Origin of the sequence: Methylobacterium guangdongense (assembly GCF_038442355.1) — a bacterium.
GTDB classification, from domain to species: Bacteria; Pseudomonadota; Alphaproteobacteria; order Rhizobiales; family Beijerinckiaceae; genus Methylobacterium; species Methylobacterium guangdongense.
In genome coordinates, this window is sequence record NZ_JBBXMX010000019.1 from 82,859 (window position 1) to 94,918 (window position 12,060).

Sequence of the window (12,060 nt, forward strand, 5' to 3'; positions counted from 1 at the left end):
CATGACGTGATCCGTTTGCCCGACGCGGAAGACTCCGCGTCCCAAGGAAACGGTTAACGCCCCGGTGCTACGCGGGAGCGCGCACGAAACGCGGCCCGGCGATGAACGGCACCCTCTCGGATGTGTGCGGTGTCCTGCTCGCGGCGCTGCTCGGTGTTCCCCTCGTCCTCCTGCCGGGCTACGCGTTGGGCTCGGTCACCGGCGTGCTCGCGTTCCGGACGCTGTCGCCAGGCCGGCGCGGCCTGTGTGCGGCCCTCCTGGGCATCGCGCTCCTGCCCGCCCTCGACGCCCTGCTGATCCAGGCGGCCGGCGTGCCCGTGGCGGCCCTGGCGAATGTCGGCCTCGGGCTCGCCGTCCTGCGTTCGGCCCTCCGGGACCTGCGGGGGCCCCTCGATCGCCCGGCCGGCGCGCTCGGCGCGCTCTGGCTCGGGATCGTGGCCTACGCGCTGATCGACATCGACACCGGCGCCGCCCTCCACCAGCCGCTCACGATCATCGACCTCGTCAAGCACGCGGCCCTGACCCGCGCGATCGTCGAGCACGGCCTGCCGCCCGTGGACCCGTTCTTCGCCCGGCCCGAGCGGGCGGGATACTACTACTACTTCTACACGCTCACCGCCCTGGTGGACTGGGCCGGCGGCCGGCTGGTCGACGGGCGCACCGCCTTCGCGGGTCTCGCCGCATGGACCGGGATCGCACTCCTGGGTCTGCTGGATCGCCTCCTCGCCGCCACGGGGCTCGCACGGGACGTGTCGCCCCGGCTCCTGCGCCGGGCGGTGCTCGTGCTCCTGCCGGCGGGCGGCCTCGACATCCTGCTGGTGCTCCTGAACCGGGCCGCTTCGGGCTTCTGGATTCCGATTCCGGAATGGCTGAACGAGCAGGTCGTCAACTGGCCGACCGCCCTGGTCTGGGTGCCGCACCACGTGGCGGCCGCCCTGGCGGGCTGGCTCGGCCTCCTGGTGCTCGCCGAGCGCGCCGATGACGCGCGGCCGGATCGCCGTGCGGATATCGCGTGCCTCGTCACGGCGGCGATCGCCTTCGCGGCCTGTGCTGGGCTCTCGGTCTGGGTCTGCCTGGGTACGGCCGCGGCGGCCGGGCTCTGGCTGGCGCTGCTCGGGTTCGAGCACCGCTGGCGCGACGCCGCCCGGCTCGCGGCGGCCGGGTCCCTCAGCGCGGTCCTGGCCGCGCCTTACCTCCTCAGTATCCTCCAGAACCGGGCCGATACCGGCGGCACGATCCGCTTCGCGATCCGTCGCTTCGGCCCTCTGGAACAGATCGACGACGGGCCGGGCCTCGATCTGCTCCGGCTGATCCTGCTGCCGATGAACTACTACGTCGCGCTGGGCCTCTTCGCGGGCGGCGCACTCCTATTCTGGCAGATCGTGCCGCGACGGGAGGCCCATGCAAGGCAGGCGGGGCGTCTGCTCACGATCTGTGCGGCGGCCGGCCTGCTGCTCGGCGGCTTCGTCCGCTCGGCGATCCTCTACAACGACCTCGGCGCCCGCGTGGTGCTGCTCGCGCAGGTCTCGGCGCTCGTCTGGACCGTCGTGGCGCTGACCCGGATCGGCCCGGGGGCGCGACTCCGACTCTCGGGATCGCTCGGCGCGCTGCTGATCCTCGGCTACGCGTCGACGCTCTACGGCTTCGTCGGGATGCGCGCCTATCCGGCCGCCGACCATCCGCAATTCGCCATCCTCAACCGGCGCCCGGATATCGATCGGTCGCTGCGCGCCGCCTATGCCTGGGCGGGCACGCATCTGCCCCGGAATCTGGTCCTGCAAGCCGCGCCTGTCACGCGGCGCGTGTTCGATTTCGGCCTGTACGGGCTGCAGCCCGTGGCTGTGGCCGACCGCGAGGCGCGCCTGTTCGGCGCAGGCCCCGAGGCGGTGGCGGCGCGCCTCGCCGTGGTCACGCCGATCTTCGATTCGACCCTGCGCGCCGCGGAGGTGCGCCGTCGGGCGACCGAGGCCGGGATCGGCGCCCTGGTGGTCACGGCGGCGGATAAGCCCTGGGGCGAACCCGAATCCTGGATTTGGCGCACAAGGGCCGCCTATGCGGATCCGCGCGTGCGGATCCTGCGCGTCGAGGATCTCGATGACTGAGCGTCTCCCGTCCCGTGCCGGCCGGGCCCTGCGCTGGATCGCCGCTCAGGCGCTGCTGTACACGGGCGCCCTCGCCGGCGGCTTCGGCATCTTCGTGCTGCTGTTCCAGACGGACCTCTGGTCCGGGGTGACGATCCTGTTCTACCGCGGCCTCCTGCTGCTGATCGTGGCCTTCCTGCTCACGCTGGCGGCGACCGTGGCGTTCTCCGGCCTCGGCCGCGCCTGGGGGCTGCGGCGGCGCGACGCCCTCGGGGCCTGTGTGCTGTCGCTGTCCCTGAACCTGAGCGGCTTCGTGATCCTGCCCGTCACGGTCGATCGCTCGGTCAGCGTGTTCCTGCTCGGGCAGATGGCGGCACATCCCGACGAGAGATTCGATGCCGAGCGCGCGCGGCGGGTGTTCGACGCGGTCTATCTCGGCACGTTCCGCCAGATGGAGCGGCGCCTTGCCGAGCAAAGCGCCTCGGGCAACGTCACCCCGACCGCGGACGGCTACGTGATCACCCCGCAGGGCCGCGCCTTCATCCGCTTCGCCGGATGGGTCGCCCGGCTCTTCCGGACCGATACGCGGCTGATCGCGGGGGCGTCGGCGCCCGGGGGGACGCCAACCGCGAGCCCGGGTCGGGAGCGGCCGGACTAGGGACCTCGACGCGGAACCTCGGAGGTGATCCAGTCCGCGTGACAGTGGTGCGACAAGCCCTGGGCAAGCTGCGCGGCGTGCCTCTTGCGCGTCCGTCTGTCGGGCGATCAGGGAGCACGACCGGGATGGCGGAATCGGCGATGACCAGGGGGGACGACGTGGCGTCCGGGCAGGACCGGACCCTCGCCCGAAGCCTCACCGCCCCGGGCCTCGTCGCCATCGGGCTCGGCGCCACGATCGGGGCGGGCATCTTCGTGCTCACCGGGACGGCGGCGGCGCAATATGCCGGGCCGGCGCTCAGCCTGTCCCTCGTGATTGGCGGGATCGCCTGCGGCTTCGTCGGCCTGTGCTACGCCGAGCTGGCCGCCATGATCCCGGAGGCCGGTTCCACCTACACCTACACCCGCGAGAGCCTCGGCCGGTTTCCCGCCTGGATCATCGGCTGGGATCTCGTGCTGGAATTCGCCGTCGCGGCCGCCACGGTGGCGGTCGGATGGTCGGGCTACGCGCAGTCGCTCGCGGCGGATTTCGGCCTGCGCCTGCCGGCGGCGCTCGCGGGGGCGCCCGGCGACGGCGGGATCGTCAACCTGCCGGCTGTCGCCATCGTGCTGGTGCTCACGGGTCTGCTGACCCGCGCCACCCGGGAGGCCTCCCTGGTGAACGGCCTCTTGGTCGCCTGCAAGGTCGCGATCATCCTGGCCTTCGTGGGCGTCGGCGCCGTCCATCTCCGGCCCGAACTCTGGCATCCCTTCGTTCCGGAGAATGCCGGGACCTTCGGCGCCTATGGCTGGAGCGGCGTCTTCCGCGGCGCCGCGGTGGTATTCTTCGCCTTCGTGGGGTTCGAGACGGTGGCGACCGCCGCCGGCGAGTGCCGGGCGCCGCAGCGCGACGCGCCCGTGGGGCTGATCGGCTCGCTCCTGATCACCACGGTGCTGTACGTGGCGATGGCCGCCGTGCTCACCGGCCTCGTGCCCTACCGCGACCTCGACGTCGCCGATCCGGTGGCCAAGGCGGTCGACGCCATCGGGCTCTCGGCCTTCGCGACCGTGATCAAGATCGGCGCCCTGATCGGCCTGACCACCTCGGCGCTGACCGCCCTCTACGGGCAGGGCCGGATCTTCTTCGCCATGGCCCGCGACGGATACCTCCCGGCGGTCTTCTGCCGGGTCAATCCGGTGACGCGGGTGCCCGCCGCCAGCCAGACGGTGATCGGCCTGTTCACCGCCGCGGTAGCGGGCCTCGTGCCGATCGACATCCTGGGCGAGATCGTCAGCATCGGCACGCTGCTCGCCTTCTGCCTCGTCTGCGCGACGGTGCTGATCCTGCGCCGCAAGGATCCGTCCCGGCCGCGCCCGTTCCGGGTTCCGGCGGCGCCGCTCATCGCCGGGCTCGGCATCCTGTCCTGCCTCGTGCTGATGGCCTCGCTGCCGGCCGATACCTGGATCCGCTTGGCGCTCTGGCTGGCGATCGGGCTCGCCGTCTACGCCGGCTACGGACGGCGCCACGCCCGACTTAGCTGAGGAGATCGAGCGTCGCCCGGCTCAGCCTGTCGAGGATGCCCGAGGCGTTGAGGTTGGCCTCGTAGTTCCGGACCACCTTCTGCAGATCGACGGCCTCCGTGGCGGCATTCACGTTCGGCAGCAGGACGTAGCCGCGGCGGTCCGCGGCGACGTTCGACGGGTCGTAGCGGCTGCGGAACGCGCTGGTGTCGCGCACGATGCGGCCGACCGGGTCGCGCGGGTCATCGGGGACCACGGGGGCGAACACCGCGATCTTGCGGGTGTAGGGCGCGCCGCCCGGCGTCTCGGACACCGAATCGGCGTTGGCGAGGTTCTCGGAGATCGCCCGGATCCGGCCGCCCTGGACCTGCCGGCCCGCGGCGAGGACGTCGGACGCCGCATGGAGCGCGCTGGTATCCGGCATGCGCGGGGCCTTGTGGGCGAGCAGAGAAGAGCCGACTGCATCCTTACCAGACAGCCTTAACGGTCGGTTAAGTTACCCGCCCGGACAGGCTCACCGCCTCCCGCAGATCCCGCCCGTCGGTGAGCCGCAGGCCCCGGCGGCGCAGGGAAGCCAGCAGGGCGCGGTCCGGGAACGGGCAGTACGGCAAAACCTCGAAGCTCCGGCCCTCCGGCAGGGCGCCGGTGCGGGCGACCGCGTCGAGCAGCCGGTCCAGCATCCCGCGCCCATGGGCGTGGAGCGCCACGGCGGCCCGGGTGGCGGTGGTGCCGGGGGGCAGCGGCACAGCCTCCTGGGACAGGATCGCCCCGGCATCGATCGCGGCGGCGAGCCGGTGCAGGGTCATGCCGAAGCTGCCGGGCCCGTCGGAGAGCGCGTGGATCGTCGGCACCGGGCCGCGATGGCGCGGCAGCAGGCCGGGATGACCGTTGATGCCGCCGAGCCGCGCCAGCCCGATCGTCCCGGGCTTCAGGATCTGGTCGAAATGGTAGGTGAGGATCAGGTCGGGGGCCGCGTCGCGCAGCGTCTGCGCGACCTCGGGGCCGTTGACGTCGTCGACCGTCAGGGTCGGGATGCCGAGGCGGCGACAGAGGGTCTTGAGCGGGGTCGCCTCGGGCGCGTCGCCGCTGCCGGAGACCGCCTGGGTGAACGGCGCCAGCGGGCGCAGGAGGTCGGGCAGCCCGAAATTGACCGCCAGATAGGGCAGGATGCCGGGGCCCGAGCGCGCGAGGTGCCGCCGGACCTGCCCGGTCAGGCCCCCGCTCGACGGCCGCTCGGCGTTGGACAGCCCCACGAACGCGATGTCGGCCGGATGATCGGCGACGAACCGGCGGACCACCCGGGCGTTCGGCAGCGCCTCCAGGACGAACAGCGCAATCCGGGGCCGGGCCATATCAGCGCCGTTTCCGCCGCTGGAACCGGAAGGCGTAGAGTCCGGCCTTGCGGACGCTCTCCGGCAGGAGCAGCACGGTCCGGGCGAGCACCGTGAGGATGAACGGGAAGGCGATCACGTCGCGGTTGGCCGCGATGCCCTTGGCGATGCGCACGGCCGCCTCCTCAGCGCTGATCTCCAAGGGACGCCAGCCCTTCAGCTCGCCGCCCATCGGGGTCTTCACGTAGCCGGGTGTCACGACGTTGACCTTCACGCCCCGGGGCCCGACCTTCTGCCGCAGGGCGAGGCCGTGGGCGACGAGGGCCGCCTTGGCACCGCTATAGGCCGGCGCGTCCTGCAACGGGGCGTAGGCGGCCAGGGACGACAGCAGGACGATCTGGCCCCGCCCGCGCTGGAGCATCAGCGTCAGGGTGGGCAGCACCACGTTGAGCGAGCCGGTGTAGTTGATGTCGGCGGTCTCGAAGGCCACGTCCTCGGCCTCCACCTGCCCTTCCTGGTTGCCGCCGTTCACCGCCGCGTTGGCGATCACGAGGTCGAGGGGCGCCTCCGCATCGGTCCGGTGAACCAGCGCCATGGCGGCGGCGCGGTCGCGGGTATCGAGGCGGGCCACCGCGACGACGGCGCCCTGGGCACGGCAATCGTCGGCGACACGTTCGAGGCGTCCGGCGTTGCGGGCGACGAGGATGAGGCTCACGCCGGGCTGCGCGTAGTGGCGCGCCAGCGCCGCGCCGATGCCACTCGACGCGCCGGTAATCAGAATGCGAGGCATGCGGCGGGTTACGCCGCCCGGTATGGAAAGATCAAGGGTCGGCGGGACTCGGCGGCGATGAAAGCCGATCGCTGAAAGCCGTCAGTAGACCGGCGCCAGCTCGCCGTTCCGCTCCGCCGCCTCGCGGATCGCCCGCGCCGCCGCCAGCATCGAATCCGGCAGGGCCGACTCCATCCGCGGCACGGAGCCGGCCACGGCCCGGTCGATCGCCTCCTTGGAGAAGAAGCCGCCGTTGACCTGTGTCCGGTGCAGCACGACCCGGCGGAAATCCGCCATCAGGCCCATGTCGGGCGGGGTCGGGTTCTTCCAGAAGCCATCGAGGTCGCCCTGATGGGTCAGGCCGGCCATGTTGTAGATCGCGGTGCCGACCGCGTGCGTCGGGCAGCCCATCTCCAGGGACAGCATCCCCACCGTCGAGTTGACGATGACCACGCCGCGGGCACCCTTGATCAGGGCCGGCAGGTCGCCGCCGTCGATGAAGTCGAGCCGGTCGCTCACGCCGTGGCGGCGGGCAGAGGCGCGGGCGAACTTGCGCCAGTTGATCAGGCCGCTGTCCAGCGGGTGCAGCTTCACGAGGAGGCGCGTCGGCGCCGCCGAGGCATCCGCGAAGGACTTGATCACCCGGTCCATGAAGCCCTCGACGCCGAGGAACGGCGAGTGGACCCGGATCTGGTAGTCGCTGTCGAGCTGCAGCGGCAGCAGGAAGTAGTCGCAGCCGACCGCGCGGTAGATCTCGTCGCAGCGGGCCGCCTCGCGGCGGGTATGGGCGCGGCGGGCGAACTTCTTGATCCAGCCCGCGTATTCGGCCGCGATATGGGTCGGCCGATGGCTGCGGAAATGCGGGTACAGGTAGGGGAACAGGACGTTGGCGAGGTTGTAGCCGACGTCCCAGACGCTCCGGCGTGCCATGTCGCCCGTGGAGGGCATCGCCCGGCCGGGCTGCGGCAGGCGCCGGGCCAGGGCGCGGATCTCCTCGGCGGTCCGCGGCAGGGACGAGAACCCGTTCACGCCGCCGAGCTCGCAGGTGATCCAGTTCGGGCGGATATAGCCCTCCTCGAACACGTGGACCCGCAGGCCGCGATCCTCGGCGATCATCCGCGCGGCCTTGTGGAACGGCCGGCAATCGCCGAACAGCACGATGTCGGTGACGCCTTCGCGGGTCAGATAATCTTCGAGGTAGATGCCCCAGGCCTCGCGGCGGCCGCGGTAATTGTCGGCCGCGCCGTTCCAGAACAGCCAGTCGCCGGGGCAGAGATTGATGCGCCGGACCTGATGGCCCCGCGCGCGCAACGCCTTCCCGAGATCGGAGAAGAACGGCGTGGCGATACCCTGTAGGAACAGGAAGGTCGCCGGGCGGTCGCGGAGGGCGTCGAGGGCGGGCTGTTGCATTCCGCGGCGCTTCTTCCTTGACCCTGGGACTGACCGAACCGGCCCGGCACGTTGCCGTGAGGTGGCACGAGGCCCCGCGGCCTCGCAATCCAAGGCCGTGCCGCAGCACGGCATTTCCGCACCCGCGTGGCCCGTCTGCAACGGTCGCGGATTTGCGGCTCCGACTCGGATTGAGCGGCCAATCACGGCGACGGTATGTCCAAATCCTTTCAGGTGTATGGCGCGGCTGCGGAACCGGCCGGGTTGTCCCCGAAATCCCACACTGTCCATTCCACGCCATCGGCGCGAAAATGCGCTACAGGCGGGCGAACCTCCCGGTCCTCCCGGTCCCCCCGGTCCCCCCGGTGGTGCGGAGCCCGACAACCAGAGATGCGTCGAGACCATGCCCCTTGAACCGCCCCTGTCGCTCTACGCGACCGGCCGGACGATCCGCCGCCTCCGGGCGGAGATCGAGGCCGCGACGGGCCTCGCCTTCGGGCGGGTGCATCCCGGCGCCGCCGGCGTGGCCTGGGGGGCGGGGAGCGCGGCGGACCGGCTGCTCGAGCTGATGGGCCGCCGCCGCCTCGCGGTCGCGCCCGGCCCGCTTCTGAGTCCCTACGACGATCCGGAGCGCGGCTTCGCCTCCCTGCGGATCAGCCTCGACGGACGGCCGCTCGGCGGGGACGGCGGGGTCCATTACCTCGATCCCTGGACCCGGGCGCCGATCGATCGGGCGGCCTGCACGGAGCGGGTGGCGTGGCTCCGGGCGCGCTTCGCCGAGAACGACCGCCGGGTGATCTATGTCGGGATGTCGCGCTGGAAGCGGCCCGCCCTCGACGTGCTGGGAGCCGGCCCCGCCGGACGCCCGCTCCACACCATGACCACCGAGGCCGCCGTCGCGGCGGGGCAGCGCCATCAGGGCCGCGTCCTCGCCTGGGCGACCCGGGCGCCGGGCCAGCTGGAGGCGGCCTGCGCGGAGGCCGGGCTGCCGCTTGCCCGGGTGGAGGACGGGTTCCTGCGCTCGGTCGGCCTCGGCGCGAGCCTGCAGCCCGGCGCCTCGATCGTGGTGGACGATCTCGGCATCTACTACGACCCGCGCCGGGAGAGCCGGCTGCAGCGCCTGCTGGCGGAGTCGGACTTCACGCCGGATCTCGTCGCCCGGGCGAAGCGCCTGCGCGAGGAGGTCGTGGCGCGCCGGCTCAGCAAGTACAATGTCGGGCTCGACGCCGCCGCCCTCGACTGGCCCGCGGGCCGGAAGATCGTGCTGGTGCCGGGCCAGGTGGAGGACGACGCCTCGGTCCGGCACGGCTCCCCGCTGGTCCGCTCGAACCGGGCGCTGCTTGAGGCGGCGCGGCGGCGCAATCCGGACGCGTTCCTGCTCTACAAGCCGCACCCCGACGTGGAGGCCGGCTTCCGCCCGGGCCTCATCCCGGAGGCGGAGGCGCTAATGCTCGCCGACCGGATCGTCGCCGGCATCAGCATCGTCGATCTCCTCGACCGGGTGCATCACGTGGAGACCATGACGTCGCTCGCCGGGTTCGAGGCGCTGATCCGCGGCCTGACCGTGGCGACCCATGGCCGGCCGTTCTACGCGGGCTGGGGCCTGTCGGAGGACCTGGCCCCCGGGGCCGATCGCGGCCGTCGGCTCGGCCTCGACGAGCTGGTCGCGGGGGCGATGATTCTCTACCCGCGCTATCTCGACCCCGTGGCGATGAAGCCGTGCAGCCCGGAGCAGCTCCTCGACCGCCTGAGCGCGGCCCGGGAGGCGGCCCCGCGCAGCGCCCTGTCGATCGGCCGCACCGCCCATTGGGTGATGCGCGCGCGCTACGGGCTCCTGAACCCGATCGTCCGGGCCCTGCGCAGCCGAAGGGGCGTCGGCCGCGAGGCCGGTCCACGGTAGGGCATGATGTGTCCGCGACATCAAAGCGATAGCGCGTGCCGTTCATGTCGGCTGTCAGATGGGCGACTCCGGGGCGGCTCCGCTTCCGCGGCTTCAGGAACGGCCCGCAACGCCTTGCCCGCGCACATCTTTTCCCGGCAGTGCTGACGCTGCCCCACGCCGAGTGTTTCGAGTCTTGACGACGTTCCTCATCGCCACCGGCCTCGCGCTCGCGCTCTGTCTCGCGCTGGAATTCTTCGCCGGGGATTCGCTCACCCGGGCGAGCCTTGCCCCGCGGGATCTCGCCCTGCGGCTCCTCGGCTACCTGCTGATCCTGCTGTTCTGGTTCGCATTCTCCTGGCGGCCCTGGCTCGCCGGCCTGACCCTGGTGATCTCCGTCACGGCGCTGATCGTGGTCAGCCGGGCCAAGCGCTCGGTGATCGGCGAGCCGCTGCTGTTCAGCGATTTCGCCCTGCTGCCGCAGGTGCCGCGCCACCCGCAGCTCTACTACATCCCGCCCCTGTGGCATCCGCGGGTCAGCATCCCGGTCCTCGCCACCCTGGGCGTCACCGTGCTCTGGTATCTGACCGAGCCGAGCGTGTTGCCGGCCGCCACCCTCCCGCGGGTCCTGGCGCTCGTCGGCCTGCCGCTGCTGCTCGCGCTCCTGGCCTGGGCCGCGCCGCGACCGCCGCTCGCCCGGCTGATCGCCCGCTGGTTTCCGCGCCCCGACCTTGAGGCGGACGTGGCGCGGGTCGGCCTGCCGGCGAGCCTTCTGGGCTACGCCGCCCGGGCCTTCGCGGGCAGCGCGCCCGTGCCCGAGCCGCCCGAACTGCCCCCCGGCCCGGGGGACGACGTGGTGGTGGTGATCCAGCTCGAATCGTTCATCGATCCGGAGCGCCTGGGTGGCCCGGCCCTGCCGGTGATGGAGCTGGTCCGCAGCCGGGCCGCGCAGTACGGCCGTCTCCAGGTCCCGGCGCACGGCGCCTACACGATGCGCAGCGAGCACGCGGTGCTGACCGGGCGGCCCTCGGAAACCCTCGGCTTCGGCCGCTACGACCCCTACACGTCCCGCAGCGGCGACGAGCCGACGAGCCTCGCCCGGCTGGCCCGGAGCCGCGGCTACGACACCCTGTTCCTGCATCCGTTCCACCGGGACTTCTTCCGCCGGGCGCAGGTGATGGAGGCCTTCGGCTTCAGCGACCTCGTGATGGAGGAGGCGTTCGGGACGGCCGAGCGGGTCGGCCCCTATGTCGGGGACGTGGCCCTCGGCGAGCGCCTGCTGGCAGAGGTCGGGGCACGGCGCACGCCCCTGTTCCTGTTCTGCGTGACCATGGAGAATCACGGGCCCTGGAAGCCCGGCCGCCTCTCCGGCCTCGACGATCCGCAGGCGCAGTACATGCACCATGTCGCCCATACCGGGCAGATGGTCGAGGCGGTCGTGGCCGGGCTCGACCGCTTGGCCGCCGGGCGCGGCCAGACCATGACGCTCTGCGTGTTCGGCGATCACGCCCCCTCGCTGCCCGCCTGCACGCCGGGATTCGGCGGCCGGACGACCGACTATGCGCTGTTCCGGTTCGGCCGGCCGGCGGCACCCCCGCGCCGGCTCGACATCGCGGCCGACGCCCTGGGGCGGGCGTTGCGCGGTACGATCGCGACCGAGCCTGCGGACAGCGCCGCCGCACCGTGATATGGTCAAGCTTGCCGGCGCGAAGCGTGGCGGTGCCATGCTGGTGACGTATTAGCGATGGATGATGCAGCCCTCCGCGAGGGCGGTCGCACGGCCGTTAAAGCGATCGCAGCGTTTGGCGATCTAACTGGATGTCCCGGTCCGGGCCAGCGATGGCGCGGGATCGGCTGGAGAAGACTCTGTGATGCTGCGTAAGACGGCGCGCACCGCCCTGATGGCCGCCCTGGCGGCCGGATCCGCCGGCGGGTGCACGTACCTGCCTGCGGCGGGTCCGACGGCGAGTGCGATCCAGGCGGGGGCGGAGGTGGCCACCGCCGATGGCGGCCTGCTGACCCGCTACGAGATCATCGACGTCAATCCCGCGGTGGTCGAGGCCCTGCGCGGCCGCCCGCTGGACAGCCTGCTCGCCTCCTTCGGCGACCACCGCCCCTCCACCGAGCCGGTCATCGGCATCGGCGACATGGTCTCGGTCTCGATCTGGGAGGCCGGATCCGGCGGCCTGTTCTCCGGACCGCTGGTGGCCGACCGCTTCTCGGCCGGCTCCAAGTCCGCCCTCATCCCCGAGCAGCCGGTCGGGCGCGACGGCGCCATCTCGGTGCCCTATGCCGGCCGCATCAAGGTCGCCGGCCGACGGCCCCAAGACGTCCAGGGGCTGATCGAGAACGAACTCGCCGGCAAGGCGATCCAGCCGCAGGTGCTGGTCTCGGTCACCCGGCCGATCAGCCAGGCGGTCACCGTCACCGGCGAGGGCGCGGCCGGCGCCCGCC

The 12,060-nt window shown here is 72.2% G+C and carries 10 protein-coding genes; 6 read left to right on the forward strand and 4 right to left on the reverse strand.

The features are described from left to right. The first annotated feature begins 101 nt into the window (after nucleotides 1-101). From AAHG09_RS25810 to AAHG09_RS25820, 3 genes are all read left to right on the forward strand, one after another. A complete protein-coding gene (locus AAHG09_RS25810) occupies nucleotides 102-2,102 on the forward strand; it encodes a hypothetical protein (protein WP_342110355.1) in 2,001 nt (666 codons plus the stop codon). Next, entirely contained in the window at nucleotides 2,095-2,739 is a 645-nt protein-coding gene (locus tag AAHG09_RS25815; protein WP_342110356.1) for a hypothetical protein, read from the forward strand. Before AAHG09_RS25810 ends, AAHG09_RS25815 begins: the two co-directional genes overlap by 8 nt. A 125-nt stretch (nucleotides 2,740-2,864) precedes the next feature. Next, nucleotides 2,865-4,259, forward strand: a complete 1,395-nt coding sequence (locus AAHG09_RS25820) for an amino acid permease (RefSeq protein WP_342110357.1) — start codon at nucleotides 2,865-2,867, stop codon at nucleotides 4,257-4,259. Here AAHG09_RS25820 and AAHG09_RS25825 read toward each other — a convergent pair. The 4 genes from AAHG09_RS25825 to AAHG09_RS25840 form a co-directional block, all read right to left on the reverse strand. Further along, nucleotides 4,252-4,662, reverse strand: a complete 411-nt coding sequence (locus AAHG09_RS25825) for a flagellar basal body rod C-terminal domain-containing protein (protein WP_342110358.1) — start codon at nucleotides 4,660-4,662, stop codon at nucleotides 4,252-4,254. The two genes, AAHG09_RS25820 and AAHG09_RS25825, sit on opposite strands and share 8 nt — an antisense overlap. A gap of 67 nt (nucleotides 4,663-4,729) precedes the next feature. Continuing rightward, nucleotides 4,730-5,590 (reverse strand): formyltransferase family protein, encoded by an 861-nt coding sequence (locus AAHG09_RS25830; protein WP_342110359.1) that lies wholly within the window; start codon nucleotides 5,588-5,590, stop codon nucleotides 4,730-4,732. 1 nt (nucleotide 5,591) lies between these two features. Next, complete coding sequence (locus AAHG09_RS25835; protein ID WP_342110360.1) at nucleotides 5,592-6,359, reverse strand: SDR family NAD(P)-dependent oxidoreductase; 768 nt, start codon at nucleotides 6,357-6,359, stop codon at nucleotides 5,592-5,594. Nucleotides 6,360-6,440: 81 nt separating this feature from the next. Continuing rightward, complete coding sequence (locus tag AAHG09_RS25840; RefSeq protein ID WP_342110361.1) at nucleotides 6,441-7,748, reverse strand: capsule biosynthesis protein; 1,308 nt, start codon at nucleotides 7,746-7,748, stop codon at nucleotides 6,441-6,443. 382 nt (nucleotides 7,749-8,130) lie between these two features. On the opposite strand from AAHG09_RS25840, the gene AAHG09_RS25845 reads away from it, so the two are divergent. The 3 genes from AAHG09_RS25845 to AAHG09_RS25855 all read left to right on the forward strand — a co-directional run. Next, on the forward strand, nucleotides 8,131-9,627 hold the full coding sequence (locus tag AAHG09_RS25845; RefSeq protein WP_342110362.1) for a capsular polysaccharide export protein, LipB/KpsS family: 1,497 nt from the start codon (nucleotides 8,131-8,133) through the stop codon (nucleotides 9,625-9,627). A gap of 175 nt (nucleotides 9,628-9,802) precedes the next feature. Beyond that, nucleotides 9,803-11,293: an LTA synthase family protein gene (locus AAHG09_RS25850; protein WP_342110363.1), complete on the forward strand. Its 1,491-nt coding sequence runs from the start codon at nucleotides 9,803-9,805 to the stop codon at nucleotides 11,291-11,293. A gap of 184 nt (nucleotides 11,294-11,477) precedes the next feature. Further along, the coding region (locus tag AAHG09_RS25855) for a polysaccharide biosynthesis/export family protein (protein ID WP_342110364.1) at nucleotides 11,478-12,060 on the forward strand (583 nt) is incomplete at its 3' end.